Raw genomic sequence first — 15,292 nt, forward strand, 5'->3', positions numbered from 1 at the left:
GCATCCATTGCAAGGCATTAAGGAGGAAATAAATCATGGAATTAAAAGGAAAAAAAGTTCTGGTTTTCGGAGCCGGAAAAAGCGGTATCGGCGCAGCTGATCTTCTGAATGCAGTTGGTGCCTGCCCGGTTCTCTACGATGGAAAAGCAGATCTGGATAAAGAAAGCGTATTACATAAAATCAGTGGAAATTATGAACTTCCCATCTATGCAGGAGAGCTGCCGAAGGAAGTTCAGGAAAGCCTGGATCTTGTGGTATTAAGTCCTGGAGTTCCCACAGATCTTCCAATTGTAAAAGGTTTTTATGATCAGGGACTTCCTGTGTGGGGCGAGGTTGAACTGGCTTATCAGACTGGAAAGGGTGAAGTTCTTGCAATTACCGGAACAAACGGAAAAACTACAACAACAGCCCTTCTTGGGAAAATCATGTCAGATGCACGCCCATCTGTATTTGTTGTTGGAAATATTGGAACTCCGTATACTTCCAAGTCACTGGAGATGACAGATGAGACGGTCACAGTTGCAGAGATCAGCAGCTTCCAGCTTGAGACTATCTGGAAATTTGCTCCAAGGGTAAGCGCCATTTTGAATATCACAGAGGATCATCTGAACCGTCATCATACAATGGCTGAGTATATCCGCGTGAAAGAGCTGATCACAAGCAACCAGGGTCCGGAGGATGTATGTGTGCTGAATTATGAGGATGAAATCCTTCGTGAATTTGGCAAAAGCATTGTGCCAAAGGCTGTATATTTTTCCAGTGCAAGAGAACTTGAACAGGGTATTTTCCTGAGAGGAGACCAGATTATTCTTCGTACAGAGAAAGAGGCGATTCCGGTTGTGAGAACAGGAGAGCTGAAGCTTCTTGGTACACACAATTTTGAGAATGTAATGGCAGCAGTGGCCATGGCTTACTACGCAGGTGTTGATATGGATAGCATCCGTAGGAGTATCTGTGAGTTTACAGCCGTGGAGCACAGAATTGAGTATGTAACTGAGAAAAACGGTGTGGCATATTATAACGATTCAAAGGGAACCAACCCGGATGCGGCTATTAAGGGAATCCAGGCAATGAACCGTCCGACTCTTCTGATCGGCGGCGGATATGATAAGGAATCCAGCTATGATGAGTGGATCCAGGCATTTGACGGCAAAGTAAGGTATCTGGTACTTATTGGTCAGACGAAAGAGAAAATTAAGGCTGCGGCTGAGAAGAATGGCTTTCATGATGTTATTCTCTGTGAGGATCTGAAAGAAGCTGTGCAGGTGTGTGCGGATAAGGCAAACGCCGGGGACGCGGTCCTTTTATCTCCTGCATGCGCAAGCTGGGGTCAGTTTGACAATTATGAGCAGAGAGGCCAGATGTTTAAGGAGTATGTGAGAGCACTGTAATATACCGCAAATTGCAGCGTACATCTTGAAGAAAGCCTTTTGGAGGCATGCTCTGGAGCTTGTTTGAAAAATCATTCCTGTAATCTGCACGTTCCGTTTTGCAGTATATTTCACTCGAACTCGGTTGTCGTAGCCATAGAATGTGATTGGCGGCAGGTACAGAAACTTATGATTTATTTCATAGAATACCCGGATCTGGCATATGCTTTAACCAAGGCATGGGACGTCAGGAGCAGATCTCTATGATCCGGGAGCGAAAGAAAGAAACGAAAACAGACACGGTCTTACTGATCCTTGTGCTGCTTCTGGCAGTATTCGGACTGGTCATGCTGTTTTCCATCAGTGAATATAATGGCAGAGTACGTTTCGGCGACTCTGCCTATTATTTTAAAAAGCAGCTTTTTGCAACAGCTCTGGGCCTTATGACCATGTACATAGTAGCAGAGACAGATTACAGATTCTTTGTTCGGCTGGCACCGGCTGCTTATCTCTTATCTATGGGACTTTCTACAGCAGTTTTATTTGTAGGACAGGAAATCAATGGCTCCAGAAGGTGGCTGAATTTTGGACCGTTGTCTTTTCAGCCTTCGGAATTTGCAAAAGCAGCAGTGATCCTTTTTCTCACCTGGCAGATCCAGGGAAGCAAAAGGACTACAGCTGGCTTCTGGTTTATGTGCAGGACAATGCTGACACTTCTTCCAATTGTAGGACTGGTAGGCTCCAATAACCTAAGTACGGCAATCATAATCCTTGGAATCGGTGTAATCCTGATTTTTATATCAGATCCGGGATATGCCAGATTTATTGGAATGGGAGTGACTGGTGCAGCAGTGATCGCAGTGTTTCTGGCAGCAGAGAGCTACCGTCTGGAAAGGCTTGCCATATGGCGGAATCCGGAGAAGTATGAAAAGGGTTTTCAGACCATTCAGGGACTTTATGCTATTGGAAGCGGCGGGCTTTTCGGAAGAGGATTTGGCAGCAGCCTGCAGAAACTGGGATTTGTGCCGGAAGCCCAGAATGATATGATCTTTTCCATTATCTGCGAAGAACTGGGACTGACCGGAGCTTTTTTTCTCATTGGCATATTTGGGCTTCTTATGTGGAGACTGATGGTGATTGCCCTTCACTGCCGGGAACTGCAGGGAACACTTTTATGCGTTGGCATTATGAGCCATATGGCCATTCAGGTGATCCTGAATATTGCGGTGGTGACAAACACCATTCCAAATACAGGAATCACGCTTCCCTTTATCAGCTATGGCGGAACCTCAGTGGTGTTTCTTCTGGGCGAGATGGGGCTGGCTTTGAGCGTAAGCAGAAAATGAAATTTTATCACCAGTCAGAAATATTCGCATACAATAAAAGGTAAGAGGCCCTTTAGGAGTGAATGGCTTGAATGACCGGATTTACATTGAGGGAGGACACCAGCTGAAGGGAAGTATTCGGATACAGGGCTCAAAAAATGCAGCGCTTCCTATGATGGCGGCGTCTCTTTTACATCGGGGAGTCAGTGTGCTCAAAGGCTGTCCGCGGATCGCGGATGTTTTTTGTATGGAGGAAATTCTTCAGAAGCTTGGGGCAGTGACCTGGTGGGAAGACCATGATCTGTATATGGACTGCGAAAATGCCGGTAAATGGTCAGTCCCTTTTGAATTTACAGGGAGGATGAGGTCTTCCGTGATTCTTCTTGGAGCGCTTCTCGCAAGAAATGGGAAAGGAAGCCTTGGTTATCCAGGTGGATGCGTGATCGGGAAAAGACCTATTGATATGCATCTTTTCGTGCTTCGGAAGCTTGGCGCAGTGGTCACAGAGGAACAGGGAGTTTTGATGGCAGAAGCACCTCATCTGCAAGGGGCATTGGTCTCTTTTTCAAAAAGAAGTGTGGGAGCTACCCAGCAAGGCATTTTAGGAGCCGTGCTTGCAGAGGGAGAGACTGTATTGGAAAATTGTGCCTGTGAGCCGGAAATACAGTGGCTTTGCAGGTATATGCGTTCCATGGGAGCAAAAATACAGGGGGATGGAACTTCTGAAATAAGAATCCAGGGAGTTAAAAGCCTGAGTGCCGGGTGCATTCAGGTGCCGCCAGACCGCATTGTGTCAGGAACCTATATCTGTGCGGCAGCTATAACAAGAAGCCAGATCGTTCTTGAAAACCCTCCGGAAGGAGAACTGAAGGCCTTTCTGGAAGTATATAGGAAAATGGGTGGACAATATAAAGGTAACAGTGGTAAACTATTAGTCAATGGAAAAAATGTTCAAAGCCCTGTTAAACTGCTGGAAACGAGTGTTTATCCAGGATTTCCAACAGATCTGCAGTCTCCCGTAATGGCAGTTCTTTCCACCATAGAGGGGGAAAGCTGCATTCGTGAAATGGTTTTTGAAGACCGTTATAAAGCAGCTGACCAGTTGCGGAAAATGGGAGCCAGGATCCGCGTACAGGGAAATGAGGCTGTAATCTGCGGTGTAAAGACTTTACATGGAGCAGCTGTGCAGGCGCAGGAATTAAGAGGCGGTGCGTCCCTGATCCTGGCAGCACTTGGGGCTAAGGGAGTTACCGTACTGGAAGGATATTCTTTTGTACAGCGGGGGTATGAGCATATTTGCCAGGATCTTAATGCGCTGGGAGCAGCAGTAAAAAGGATACAGGAATAACAATATATGAAATCACTGAAAATGAAGTTGATCTATAGAAAACATAAGAAAGCGATTCTGGGTACCCTGGGGGCAGTTCTGCTGGCAGGACTTGTCTTTTTCTTTTCCTATTTTCATGTGACAAAGGTGGAGGTAATGGGAACCTCCCGTTACACGGATGAACAGGTGAAGGAGATGGCTTTGCAGGGGGCTTTTACGGATAATTCCGTTCTTGCAGTTTTGCTCCATTCCAGGGTGGACGTAGAGGGTGTGCCTTTTGTGGAAGGCTTTTATATTACCAGGCTTTCTCATAACAGTATCTGCATCAGTGTCCGGGAAAAGAAGGCGGTAGGCTGCATTCCTTATCTGGACAGCTATATTTATTTTGACAGAAACGGTATTTTTATTGAAAGTTCCCATACAAGGGATGAACTGGTGCCTTTTTTTGACGGCATTGAAGTAAGTCATGTGATCGAAGGGGAGAAGCTTCCAATTAAGGGAAGCTCGGTGCTTACCACTGCGGTGGCGCTGTCAACTATTTTCCAGAAGAACGATGCCATACCGGATCATATTGAATTTGACACTAGTTATCAGATTACCTTGACTTATGGAGATATCCGGGTGATGCTGGGAAAGGACGAGTATCTTGAGGACAAGATGACACGTGTCAGCGCAATTTTGCCCAAGCTTTCCGGCAAAAAGGGAATCCTTCATCTGGAAAATGTAAATGACAATTCCAAGACGATTACCTTCGAGCAGGATCTGGGCGAGGATGGCGTGATTGAGGATGTGGATACTGCGGCTGCTTACGAGAATGCAGTGGCTAACTGGCATGGAGGATATGACCTGGAGGGTGACTATACCGGTGAAGGGGAATATGACCAGAACGGAAACTATGTAGGCTCCAGACCTACTGAGGAGAGCATTGCTGCAAATGGCAGCTGGCTTGGCGGATATATGGAAGATGGAAGCTATACTGGTTATGGACAGCTGGATAAAGATGGAAATTACGTAGGCCCCAATCCCAATGAAACCAGTGAAGATGGAAGCGAAGAGGAGCTTGAAGATTACAGTGAGGACTACAGCGAAGACTATAATGACAGCGGTTATGACGGGTACGATGAAGAATATTAGAGAGTGTCTGAAAATCTCCTGTAAAGGTGATGCACATTTTGCAGAAAGTCTTTTTCAAACACACTCTGAGGAAAATATCGCGTATTTCGCGAAAAAAGTATAAAAAAACAAAATTAGTGGTTGATAAATTCACAAAAAAAATATATGATATAGCTATATGCAGCTTGGTATATATATTTGCTGAAATTAAAGATAAAGGATATAAGGTAGAAATAAAGGAGGAAGTACATTGTTAGAGATAATGTCAAATGAGGCGGAATCCTCTGCTAAGATTATTGTAATCGGAGTAGGCGGCGCCGGAAATAACGCAGTTAACAGAATGGTTGAAGAAGCCATCGGCGGGGTAGAGTTTGTAGGAGTGAATACAGATAAGCAGGCTCTGACTCTGTGTAAAGCTCCAACTGTACTTCAGATCGGTGAGAAAATTACCAAAGGTCTTGGTGCAGGAGCACAGCCTGAGGTTGGACAGAAAGCAGCAGAAGAGAGCATTGAGGAAGTAAAACAGATCATCGAAGGTGCTGACATGGTATTTGTTACCTGCGGTATGGGCGGTGGAACTGGTACAGGTGCTGCACCGGTTATCGCAGCAGCAGCTAAGGAAATGGGGATCCTCACTGTAGGTGTTGTGACCAAACCTTTCCGTTTTGAAGCTAAGACACGTATGAACAACGCACTTGCAGGTATTGAGAACCTGAAGAAAGCTGTTGATACATTAATTGTAATTCCGAATGACAAATTACTGGAGATTGTAGATCGCCGCACAACTATGCCGGAAGCACTTCGTAAAGCAGACGAGGTTCTGCAGCAGGCAGTTCAGGGCATCACAGATCTGATTAATCTGCCGGCTCTTATCAACCTTGACTTTGCTGATGTTCAGACTGTTATGACAGATAAAGGTATTGCACACATTGGTATCGGTGAGGCAAGAGGCGATGACAAGGCTATGGAGGCTGTACAGCAGGCTGTATCCTCTCCGCTTCTTGAGACTACCATCAAGGGTGCTACACACGTTATCATCAACATTTCCGGTGATATTTCCCTTATGGACGCAAATGATGCTGCAAGCTATGTACAGGAGCTTACAGGTGAAGATGCAAATATCATCTTTGGTGCTATGTATGATGACTCTGTTGCTGATTATGCGAGAATCACTGTTATTGCTACAGGCCTTTCTGATAATGCACAGGCATCCAATCCATTTGGAAATAAGGCAAGCAACTCTGTATTTGCCAATAAGAGACCTGCTTCCACTACAGCGTCTGCTGGTGTGAATCTGAACATGCCGTCTTTCAGCATGCCGACTATGAATGCTACACCATTCACAGCGAAGACACCATCCAGCACGGTTCAGAAGAAAGATATCCAGATCCCGGATTTCTTAAGAAACAGATAATGAATGGAAATTAAAAGGCCCTCGCACATTTGTGCGGGGGCTGTTTTTAAATTTGCGGTTATTTTCTGGAATCTGTTTGAAAAATTTTTGCAGAAAGCCTTTTTCAGACACGTTCTAGAGCCTGTTCCAAACACGCTCTAGCACTGGCATTCAAAGGTATCGCATTTTGTTTCGGAACATACTTTTGCACCGCTTCCGGCTACATCAATAGCAGCTGCAGTACATTTACAGTTTTCGTTATAGGTACAGTTGTGGGCTTTGCAGTCAATCTGGATGGTCTCACATCCACAGCTGTTTTTGGCACTGTTCATGGCACCCTGGCTCTTTTCCCGGAAGCTTCCGCAGGATGTTTCTTCAGAACTTTTTGCACTGTCACCCATGACGTTGATTTCCCCTCTGGAACAAAGCATATCTTCATTGTAAGCACAGGTTGTTGCGGAACATTTTAAAATTGTCATGTTTTTTACCTCCTGATTTTGTATGCTTGATTTTGCAAACATTTGCAGTTGTTCAGCAGACCGTATTTCATGAGGGCACTAAACCGCTGCAGCAGTCTTAGTTTTTCCTGTGCCTGCAAAAAATATGCACAAATTTATAAGAAAAAAATTATTAGAAAAAATAAAAAAACATCTTGACTTTCACAATAAGGCATGATATCATACGACAGTACGTGATGAAAAGAAAGCAGAGTTCACTCTCACCTCAGCGCATACTTAGATGCGGCTCGGGTTCATATTGCACAGCAGCGCGTGACTTAGTTCGCGGGTGTAATAGGAGAAGTGTGGATTCTGTCCGCACTTTTTTTATATTTGCGGTGTCAGGTATCAGGCAGGAATTTCTTCCTGCGAAGGGGAATGAGAGTCCAGAAGTTAAAAACTGGATCAGAACAGATCATCTATCAGGTATGGAGGTGCACGACAATTAGCAATTTAATGATTAACGAACAAATCAGAGACAAAGAGGTACGCTTAATCGGACCGGACGGAGAGCAGCTTGGAATTATGTCCGCAAGAGAAGCAATGGCCAAAGCTCAGGAGGCAGAGCTTGATTTAGTAAAGATTGCCCCACAGGCAAAGCCGCCGGTATGTAAGATCATTGATTATGGTAAATATCGCTACGAACTTGCCAGAAAAGAGAAAGAAGCCAAGAAAAAGCAGAAGACCATCGATGTCAAAGAAGTGCGTCTTTCACCAAATATTGATACCAATGACCTGAATACAAAGGCTGGGGCAGCGCGCAAATTCCTTACCAAGGGCGACAGAGTGAAGGTTACTCTTCGTTTCCGCGGAAGAGAGATGGCACACATGTCAAGCAGCAAGCACGTTCTGGATGATTTTGCCGATATGCTGAAGGACATTGCTGTAGTTGAGAAGGCACCTAAGGTAGAAGGCAGAAGCATGACAATGTTTTTAGCACAGAAACACTAGGATGTTGCATTCATTTGGAGAGACACCCTGAGGGTGTCAGGCTGGATGAGGGACATTAAATAGATACGATATTAAGGAGGAAATTACAATGCCAAAAATTAAAACTTGTAGAGCAGCAGCAAAGCGCTTCAAAAAAACAGGAACAGGAAAATTAGTAAGAAATAAAGCTTACAAGAGCCATATCTTAACAAAGAAATCTCAGAAGAGAAAGAGAAATCTCAGAAAAGCTACTGTTGTTGATTCTACTAATGTTAAGAGCATGAAGAAAGCATTACCGTATTTATAAGATATAGCATAGAAGAAGACGAACAGGAGGAAAATAAGAAATGGCAAGAATTAAAGGCGGATTAAACGCAAAGAAGAAACATAATCGTGTATTAAAACTGGCAAAGGGCTACAGAGGAGCTCGTTCCAAACAGTATAGAGTAGCAAAACAGTCTGTTATGCGTGCACTTACCAGCTCCTACGCTGGAAGAAAGCAGAAGAAACGTCAGTTCAGACAGCTCTGGATCGCACGTATCAACGCTGCTGCAAGAATGAACGGATTATCCTACAGCAAAATGATGCACGGCCTTAAAGTTGCAAACATCGACATTAACAGAAAGATGCTTGCTGAGATGGCTGTAAATGATGCTCAGGGATTCGCAGCACTTGCTGAGATTGCTAAGAAAGCAATTGCTTAATTGAAATAAATAGGATATTTGAATGGGAGATGGGTGACCATCTCCTTTTTTTATCCCGGAGTCTGCAAAAAAATCATTCCTGCAATCTGAAGGTCTCACCTTGTGGTTAATTTTGTCCGAATTGATTTTTTAAACACATTCCAATACGAGCATAATACAAAATATGAAATCAGCATGAAAGTATGTCCTACAACGTACGTTTGTACGTCACAGAAACAACATAAACAGAAAAAATTGGTCATTGTAACGGAAATTTCTTTTGCAATTCTAAAAAAACTATAAAATTTTCTATTGCAATCAAAAAAACAGAATGCTATAATCATAACATTAAAGTAGTAAAGAGAAGAAGTTATGGAAGCCAAAGCCGGCTGGGAAACCACCAGTGGGCTTTTATACTATCTCAGTGTTGCAGAACCTGTTCCCAAAATCATTCCTGCAATCTGCATGCCATGTTTTTCGGATATGCCTTGGGCACCATGAGAGGCGAGATGACAGACGCTCTTACATAAATTAAGGAGGAGATTTATTATGAGAAATCTGAAAAAAGTACTCAGCATTACTGCAGCCGCAGCAATGGCAGTATCCACAGTAACACCTGTATCTGTATTTGCAGAGAGCGAGGAAACCTTCAAGATTGGTGTCATCGGACCTATGACAGGAGATTATGCACAGTATGGTAATGGTGTATATAATGCAGCTAAGATCGCAGCAGATGAGATCAATGCAAACGGCGGATTCAATGGATATCAGGTAGAAATCCTTGACGCTGGTGACGATCAGGGAGATCCGGAGAAAGCAGTTAACGCTTACAATGACCTTCTTGACAAAGGAATGCAGATGCTTTGCGGTACTGTTACCTCCGGTGCTTGTATCGCAGTAGGTGCAGAGGCAGCTGATAGTACATTCCTCTTCACACCGTCTGCTACAGCAGTAGACAGCATTACCGCTGGTGACAATGAGTTCCGTATGTGCTTTACAGACCCAATGCAGGGAACGAAATCTGCTGAGTATATTTCTGAGAAAGGTCTTGCTACGAAGGTAGCTACCCTCTACGATTCCATGGCTGATTACAACTCAGGTGTACATGATGCATTCGTTGCAGCCTGCGCTGATTACGGCCTTGAGGTTGTAGCTGATGAAGCATACACAACAGATAACAACACAGACTTTTCCGTACAGCTTGGAAAGATCAAAGACAGTGGCGCTGAGCTCCTGTTCCTTCCGAACTACTATTCTGACAACGCTCTGATCCTTCAGCAGGCTCATGACCTTGGTCTTGACATGAAGATTTTTGGTGTTGATGGTATGGATGGAATCCTGAATGTTGAGAACTTTGATAAATCTCTTGCAGAAGGCGTTATGCTTCTGACACCATTCTCTGCTACAGGCGATGATGAGGCAACTGTAAAATTTGTTAAAGCATATGGCGATGCAAACAATGGTGAGACACCAAATCAGTTTGCTGCAGATACATATGATGTACTTTACGCTATGCAGGCAGCAGCAAATGATGCTGGCATCACACCAGATATGTCAAATGAAGACATCAGTGCAGCAATGTCTGCTTCAATGCTGAATATTACTCTTGATGGTCTTACAGGAGAAGCTAAATGGACAGAAGACGGTGAGTGCGATAAAGCACCTAAGGCTTATGTGATCAAAGATGGCGTTTACGCTTCTATGGAGTAATTATAAGAATAGAGCCATTGTGCCGGTCATACGGCAGAGGCTTTAACCATTTCCCTGATTGCGCAGGGGATGGCCGTTAGCAAGGGGGAGACGGTTACCTGTGGGTCCGTCTCCTTCTTTGCAATTACAGAAATGATTGTTGTTTCAGTCTGATACAACAAACGGACAGGTGGCCTGTCGGCGACATCATGATATAGGAAAGTCAGCTGCCGTCCGGGACATTCATAGTAAATAACTGGAGCGTGTCTGAAAATTTACTTCCGCTTTTTCGTGTCAGAAAGTGACAGGAAGCTTTACAGTGGGAAAAGCCGGGAATGAATTTTCAAACACGCTCGTGAAAAAGAAAAATCAGTTACTATCTACAGTAATAAATCCAGTTAAGAGGTGCATTATGAGTTTTATATCCTATTTAAAAGATGGTATCAGCCTGGGCAGTATCTATGCGATCATCGCTCTCGGCTATACAATGGTATATGGTATTGCAAAAATGCTGAACTTTGCACATGGTGATGTTATCATGGTTGGAGCATTTGTAATTCTTACCGCAGTTACCAAAGCCAGTATGTCACCAATCCTGGCAATCATTCTTTCTGTTGTGATCTGTACTGTTGCCGGTGTTGTCATTGAGGCAGTTGCATACAGACCTCTTCGTAAGGCTTCATCGAATCTGGCAGTTCTGATCACTGCAATCGGTGTCAGCTATCTGCTTCAGAACCTGGCGCTTTTAATTTTTGGCGCAGATGCAAAGAGCTTTGTTCCGGTTATCAATGTTCCGTCTCTGGAGCTGTTTGGCGGACAGCTTACGATTAAAGGTGTTACGATCGTAACAATCCTTGCCTGTATTGTGATCATGGTTGGTCTTCAGCTTTTTGTAAAGAAAACAAAACCGGGGCGTGCCATGCAGGCTGTTTCCGAGGACCGTGACGCCGCACAGCTGATGGGTGTCAACGTAAATGCAACCATTTCCCTTACCTTTGCAATCGGTTCCGGACTTGCTGCAATTGCAGGACTTCTCCTTTGCTCCGCATATCCTACACTGACTCCTTATACAGGCGCAATGCCTGGTATCAAGGCTTTCGTAGCGGCAGTATTCGGTGGAATCGGTTCTATCCCAGGAGCAATGGTTGGAGGAATTCTCCTTGGTGTTATTGAGATTTTCAGTAAGGCCTATATTTCCTCTCAGGTTGCAGATGCAATTGTATTTGCAGTTTTGATCATCGTGCTGCTTGTAAAACCATCTGGTCTGTTCGGCAAGAACATCCAGGAGAAAGTATGAGGTGGCCGATATGAAAAAAAATATGAACAAAACAACAAAAAACAACTTTATTACATATGGCATGGTAATCGCAATCTTCGTTGTGGTACAGATTCTTTCCTCCACAGGAAACCTGTCCAGACTGCTTACCGGCCTTCTGGTACCCATCTGTGTGTACATTATCGCATCTCTTTCCCTGAATCTGGTAGTCGGTTATTCCGGAGAGCTGAGTCTTGGACACGCAGGATTTATGTGCGTTGGAGCCTATTCCAGTGCTCTGTTTTCCCATGTTACCAGTGATGTGCTTCCGTCTGTTCCAAGATTGATTCTTGCATTGCTGGTAGGTGCTGCCGTGGCTGCTGTCTTCGGTGTACTGATCGGTATCCCGGTACTGAGACTTCGGGGAGACTATCTGGCAATCGTAACCCTGGCATTTGGTGAGATTATTAAGAACCTGATCAATATTCTGTATGTTGGTGTGGATGATAAAGGGCTTCACGTTGCAACAAGCGCAGCCAACCTGAAGCTGGATCCAGGCGGAAAACAGATCATCAAGGGTGCTCTCGGTGTTTCCGGTACTGCAACCTTATATAAAGATATTAAGGATTATTTCTTCCTGATCGGTGTGATTCTGGTTCTGGTCGTTCTGTTTATTATCCAGAATCTGGTAAACTCCAGAAGCGGACGTGCCATTACATCTACCCGTGATAACCGTATTGCAGCTGAGTCCATCGGTATCAACGTAACAAAGAATAAGCTGCTTGCATTTACTATTTCCGCTGCAATTGCCGGTGTAGCAGGTGTACTTTATGCCCACAACCTTTCCATGCTGAAGGTTTCTATTTTTGACTACAACATGTCCATCACCATTCTGGTATATGTAATTCTTGGTGGTATGGGAAATCTTCGCGGAAGTATTCTGGCAACGATTGTGCTTTATGCACTTCCCGAGCTGCTTCGTGGATTCTCCACCTACCGTATGCTGATTTATGCAATCGTAATGATCACAATGATGCTTTTCAACTGGGCTCCTGCAGCTAGAGATTTCAGAAGCCGTATTATTGAAAAAATCAAAGGTCACGTGAAAGAAAAGGAGGCAGCTTAATTATGGCAATGTTAGAGGTAAATAATCTTTCCATACAGTTTGGCGGCCTTCATGCTGTAGATAATTTTCAACTGAAAATCGAAAAAGGCGAGCTTTACGGCCTGATCGGACCAAACGGTGCCGGAAAAACAACCGTATTTAATCTTCTTACAGGTGTTTATAAGCCAACAGAGGGAATTATCAAGCTGGATGGTCAGGATATCACCGGAAAAAGTATTATCGATATTAATAAAGCAGGAATCGCACGAACATTCCAGAATATTCGACTCTTTAAAGATATGACCGTACTGGACAATGTAAAGGCTGGTCTGCATAATCATTATAAATATTCTACTTTAACCGGAATCTTAAGACTTCCCAAGTATTTTAAAGTAGAAAAAGAGATGAACGAGCGTGCTATGGAGATCCTGAAGGTGTTTAATCTGGATCAGGAGGCTGGTCTTCTTGCGGGAAACCTTCCTTATGGTAAACAGCGTAAGCTGGAAATTGCCAGAGCGCTTGCCACAGATCCCAAGCTTCTCCTTCTGGATGAGCCGGCCGCCGGTATGAACCCAAATGAGACACAGGAGCTGATGGATACCATTCGGTTTGTAAGAGATCATTTTAATATGACGATCCTTCTGATTGAGCACGATATGAAGCTGGTTGGCGGTATCTGTGAGGAACTGACTGTATTAAACTTCGGACAGGTTCTCTGTCAGGGTGAGACAGCAAAGGTTCTGAAAGATCCTGCTGTTGTTACTGCATATCTGGGCGAATAAGGAGGAAAAAGAAATGGCAATGTTGGAAGTAAAAGATTTACACGTATATTATGGTGTAATCCAGGCATTAAAAGGAATCTCCTTTGAGGTAAACCAGGGCGAGGTCATTGCTTTGATCGGTGCCAATGGTGCAGGAAAAACCACTACACTGCAGACACTTACAGGTCTTCTTTCAGCAAAAGAAGGTTCCGTTGTTTTTGAAGGAAAAGATATTACCAGGGTTCCGGCCCATAAGATTGTTGAAATGGGAATTGCGCATGTTCCGGAGGGACGTCGTGTTTTTTCAGATTTAAGTGTATATGAGAACCTGATCATGGGTGCTTATACGAGAAAAGATAAAGCTGAGATCCAGGAAAGCCTTGCAGGAGTCTATAAAAGGTTTCCGCGACTGGAAGAGCGTAAAGGACAGCGTGCCGGCACACTTTCTGGTGGTGAGCAGCAGATGCTTGCCATGGGGCGTGCCCTTATGAGTAAACCCAGACTGATCGTAATGGATGAGCCATCCATGGGACTTTCCCCAATCTTTGTAAATGAGATCTTCGATATTATCCGTGTGGTAAGTGAAAGTGGTACCACGGTACTTCTTGTAGAGCAGAATGCGAAGAAAGCCCTCTCTATCGCAGATCGTGCATACGTTCTTGAGACTGGTAAGATCACAATGAGTGGAAATGCAAGCGACCTGCTGAACGATGAAGCGGTACAGAAGGCTTACCTGGGTGAATAAAATTTGTAGATCTGACAGCTGATAGGCGACATGTCCGTTTTGTGAACAAAGTTCACAGAACTTTCGGGAATCTGGTGCATCACGAAGCGGTTACTGGACAGGTCGTGAACAGTAAGGTCTTTGGGAAAATAATCTGGTCAGGTGATTTTTATTGTTGTCGGAAAGAATGGAAAAAACAACGCTTCAGGAAGCTGGCCAGTGTAATAAGGAGGAGAGAAATGGACAATTTCGTAATTACAATTGCAAGACAGTACGGAAGCGGTGGACGTACCGTTGGTGAAATGCTTGCGAAGAAATTAGGGATTGGATATTACGACAAGGATATTATCCGCATGGCATCTGAGGACAGCGGAATTCACGAAACTCTTTTTGGAAGAGTAGATGAGTATTCCAGCGCAAAAAAACCGCTTTTCGGGAAGAATGGAATTTACAGCGGTGAGCTGATCTCGCCTCAGAGTAAGGACTTCACCTCTGATGAGAACCTGTTTAATTATCAGGCAAAGATCATCCGTGAACTGGCAGGGAAGGAGTCCTGCGTGATCATCGGAAGATGCTCCAACTATATTTTGAAGGATTATCCAAATGTGCTTCGTGTATTTATTCACGCTGATTGGAATTTCCGAATGGAAAAGGCTGCTGAGAAGCTGAGCATGAGCCAGAAAGAGATCGAAAAATTCCTTCAGAAGGATGACAAACGTAAGGATGAGTATTACCGCAGATTCACAGGTGAGGAATGGAAGGATGCCACTCAGTATGACCTGTGTCTGGATAGCAGCAAGCTTGGATATGAGAAATGCATCGAAGAAATTGAAAATCAGCTGAAGCTGCTGAAATAATAACAGGCTGTGTCACATAGCAGCATATGATGTGAAAACAAAAGGAAGAGCACTGGTGATTTTGAAAGAGATTGCCAGTGCTTTTTAATGTAACAGGAAATTCCGTTTGGATTTCCTGTTACATTAAAAGCCCTACCGGGCAGGATCGCACTGCGGCGGAAAGGTAGTTGTCGCTCGAGGCGACCCGCCGCAGGCGGAGAATCCTGCAAGCAGGATTCTTTTTTACATTTCATAAACATATATTATCAGGAAAGACAGATGTC

18 protein-coding genes are annotated in these 15,292 nt (G+C 44.2%); 16 read left to right on the forward strand and 2 right to left on the reverse strand.

What is annotated here, in order from left to right; all coding sequences use genetic code 11:
* The first annotated feature begins 35 nt into the window (after positions 1-35).
* Positions 36-1,391 (forward strand): UDP-N-acetylmuramoyl-L-alanine--D-glutamate ligase, encoded by a 1,356-nt coding sequence (gene murD / locus PGQ38_RS03300; protein WP_195991850.1) that lies wholly within the window; start codon positions 36-38, stop codon positions 1,389-1,391.
* Here murD and PGQ38_RS20390 read toward each other — a convergent pair.
* Positions 1,305-1,538 carry a DUF6783 domain-containing protein gene (locus PGQ38_RS20390; protein WP_347708922.1) on the reverse strand — a complete coding sequence of 78 codons (234 nt, stop codon included), beginning with the start codon at positions 1,536-1,538 and terminating at the stop codon, positions 1,305-1,307. The genes murD and PGQ38_RS20390 overlap by 87 nt on opposite strands.
* Here PGQ38_RS20390 and PGQ38_RS20395 point away from each other — a divergent pair.
* The 5 genes from PGQ38_RS20395 to ftsZ all read left to right on the forward strand — a co-directional run bounded on the left by PGQ38_RS20395 (position 1,455) and on the right by ftsZ (position 6,549).
* Complete coding sequence (locus PGQ38_RS20395; protein WP_368356764.1) at positions 1,455-1,637, forward strand: DUF6783 domain-containing protein; 183 nt, start codon at positions 1,455-1,457, stop codon at positions 1,635-1,637. The two genes, PGQ38_RS20390 and PGQ38_RS20395, sit on opposite strands and share 84 nt — an antisense overlap.
* Positions 1,634-2,716, forward strand: a complete 1,083-nt coding sequence (locus PGQ38_RS03305; RefSeq protein ID WP_195991852.1) for an FtsW/RodA/SpoVE family cell cycle protein — start codon at positions 1,634-1,636, stop codon at positions 2,714-2,716. The genes PGQ38_RS20395 and PGQ38_RS03305 overlap by 4 nt, the downstream gene beginning before the upstream one ends.
* Before the next feature lie 58 nt (positions 2,717-2,774).
* A complete protein-coding gene (gene murA / locus PGQ38_RS03310; protein ID WP_195991854.1) occupies positions 2,775-4,043 on the forward strand; it encodes a UDP-N-acetylglucosamine 1-carboxyvinyltransferase in 1,269 nt (422 codons plus the stop codon).
* Positions 4,044-4,049: 6 nt separating this feature from the next.
* Positions 4,050-5,156 carry a cell division protein FtsQ/DivIB gene (locus tag PGQ38_RS03315; RefSeq protein WP_243243585.1) on the forward strand — a complete coding sequence of 369 codons (1,107 nt, stop codon included), beginning with the start codon at positions 4,050-4,052 and terminating at the stop codon, positions 5,154-5,156.
* Positions 5,157-5,397: 241 nt separating this feature from the next.
* Entirely contained in the window at positions 5,398-6,549 is a 1,152-nt protein-coding gene (gene ftsZ, locus PGQ38_RS03320; protein WP_118578243.1) for a cell division protein FtsZ, read from the forward strand.
* 137 nt (positions 6,550-6,686) lie between these two features.
* Here ftsZ and PGQ38_RS03325 read toward each other — a convergent pair whose 3' ends face one another.
* Complete coding sequence (locus tag PGQ38_RS03325; protein ID WP_173718142.1) at positions 6,687-7,007, reverse strand: DUF1540 domain-containing protein; 321 nt, start codon at positions 7,005-7,007, stop codon at positions 6,687-6,689.
* Between the two features lie 474 nt (positions 7,008-7,481).
* On the opposite strand from PGQ38_RS03325, the gene infC reads away from it, so the two are divergent.
* From infC to PGQ38_RS03375, 10 genes are all read left to right on the forward strand, one after another.
* The gene (infC, locus tag PGQ38_RS03330; RefSeq protein ID WP_118578206.1) at positions 7,482-7,976 is read left to right on the forward strand and encodes a translation initiation factor IF-3; all 495 of its coding nucleotides are present in this window, start codon (positions 7,482-7,484) and stop codon (positions 7,974-7,976) included.
* 88 nt (positions 7,977-8,064) lie between these two features.
* Positions 8,065-8,262, forward strand: coding sequence for a 50S ribosomal protein L35 (gene rpmI / locus PGQ38_RS03335; RefSeq protein ID WP_117850817.1), 198 nt, complete (start codon positions 8,065-8,067; stop codon positions 8,260-8,262).
* Between the two features lie 40 nt (positions 8,263-8,302).
* Positions 8,303-8,659, forward strand: coding sequence for a 50S ribosomal protein L20 (rplT, locus tag PGQ38_RS03340; protein ID WP_117850812.1), 357 nt, complete (start codon positions 8,303-8,305; stop codon positions 8,657-8,659).
* A 351-nt stretch (positions 8,660-9,010) separates the two neighbouring features.
* Positions 9,011-9,139 carry a hypothetical protein gene (locus tag PGQ38_RS03345; protein WP_255610517.1) on the forward strand — a complete coding sequence of 43 codons (129 nt, stop codon included), beginning with the start codon at positions 9,011-9,013 and terminating at the stop codon, positions 9,137-9,139.
* Positions 9,140-9,187: 48 nt separating this feature from the next.
* Positions 9,188-10,348, forward strand: coding sequence for an ABC transporter substrate-binding protein (locus PGQ38_RS03350; RefSeq protein ID WP_118578207.1), 1,161 nt, complete (start codon positions 9,188-9,190; stop codon positions 10,346-10,348).
* Between the two features lie 391 nt (positions 10,349-10,739).
* Entirely contained in the window at positions 10,740-11,624 is an 885-nt protein-coding gene (locus tag PGQ38_RS03355; RefSeq protein WP_118578208.1) for a branched-chain amino acid ABC transporter permease, read from the forward strand.
* Between the two features lie 10 nt (positions 11,625-11,634).
* Complete coding sequence (locus PGQ38_RS03360; protein WP_118578244.1) at positions 11,635-12,708, forward strand: branched-chain amino acid ABC transporter permease; 1,074 nt, start codon at positions 11,635-11,637, stop codon at positions 12,706-12,708.
* 2 nt (positions 12,709-12,710) lie between these two features.
* Entirely contained in the window at positions 12,711-13,469 is a 759-nt protein-coding gene (locus PGQ38_RS03365; protein WP_148461141.1) for an ABC transporter ATP-binding protein, read from the forward strand.
* Positions 13,470-13,482: 13 nt separating this feature from the next.
* Positions 13,483-14,193 carry an ABC transporter ATP-binding protein gene (locus tag PGQ38_RS03370; RefSeq protein WP_118578210.1) on the forward strand — a complete coding sequence of 237 codons (711 nt, stop codon included), beginning with the start codon at positions 13,483-13,485 and terminating at the stop codon, positions 14,191-14,193.
* A gap of 218 nt (positions 14,194-14,411) precedes the next feature.
* On the forward strand, positions 14,412-15,029 hold the full coding sequence (locus PGQ38_RS03375; RefSeq protein ID WP_148461142.1) for a cytidylate kinase-like family protein: 618 nt from the start codon (positions 14,412-14,414) through the stop codon (positions 15,027-15,029).
* Positions 15,030-15,292 lie beyond the last annotated feature (263 nt).

This window comes from Blautia faecis (assembly GCF_027662325.1).
Lineage (GTDB): Bacteria > Bacillota > Clostridia > Lachnospirales > Lachnospiraceae > Blautia_A > Blautia_A faecis.

Excerpts from the sequence above, each read along its gene's own strand:
- PGQ38_RS03350 (WP_118578207.1), top strand. The coding sequence starts at position 9,188 with ATGAGAAATCTGAAAAAAGTACTCAGCATTACTGCAGCCGCAGCAATG.
- PGQ38_RS03355 (WP_118578208.1), top strand. The coding sequence starts at position 10,740 with ATGAGTTTTATATCCTATTTAAAAGATGGTATCAGCCTGGGCAGTATC.
- PGQ38_RS03360 (WP_118578244.1), top strand. The coding sequence starts at position 11,635 with ATGAAAAAAAATATGAACAAAACAACAAAAAACAACTTTATTACATAT.
- ftsZ (WP_118578243.1), top strand. The coding sequence starts at position 5,398 with ATGTCAAATGAGGCGGAATCCTCTGCTAAGATTATTGTAATCGGAGTA.
- PGQ38_RS03315 (WP_243243585.1), top strand. The coding sequence starts at position 4,050 with ATGAAATCACTGAAAATGAAGTTGATCTATAGAAAACATAAGAAAGCG.
- PGQ38_RS03370 (WP_118578210.1), top strand. The coding sequence starts at position 13,483 with ATGGCAATGTTGGAAGTAAAAGATTTACACGTATATTATGGTGTAATC.
- infC (WP_118578206.1), top strand. The coding sequence starts at position 7,482 with ATGATTAACGAACAAATCAGAGACAAAGAGGTACGCTTAATCGGACCG.
- PGQ38_RS03365 (WP_148461141.1), top strand. The coding sequence starts at position 12,711 with ATGGCAATGTTAGAGGTAAATAATCTTTCCATACAGTTTGGCGGCCTT.
- murD (WP_195991850.1), top strand. The coding sequence starts at position 36 with ATGGAATTAAAAGGAAAAAAAGTTCTGGTTTTCGGAGCCGGAAAAAGC.
- rpmI (WP_117850817.1), top strand. The coding sequence starts at position 8,065 with ATGCCAAAAATTAAAACTTGTAGAGCAGCAGCAAAGCGCTTCAAAAAA.
- PGQ38_RS03305 (WP_195991852.1), top strand. The coding sequence starts at position 1,634 with ATGATCCGGGAGCGAAAGAAAGAAACGAAAACAGACACGGTCTTACTG.
- rplT (WP_117850812.1), top strand. The coding sequence starts at position 8,303 with ATGGCAAGAATTAAAGGCGGATTAAACGCAAAGAAGAAACATAATCGT.
- PGQ38_RS03375 (WP_148461142.1), top strand. The coding sequence starts at position 14,412 with ATGGACAATTTCGTAATTACAATTGCAAGACAGTACGGAAGCGGTGGA.
- PGQ38_RS03325 (WP_173718142.1), bottom strand. The coding sequence starts at position 7,007 with ATGACAATTTTAAAATGTTCCGCAACAACCTGTGCTTACAATGAAGAT.
- PGQ38_RS03345 (WP_255610517.1), top strand. The coding sequence starts at position 9,011 with ATGGAAGCCAAAGCCGGCTGGGAAACCACCAGTGGGCTTTTATACTAT.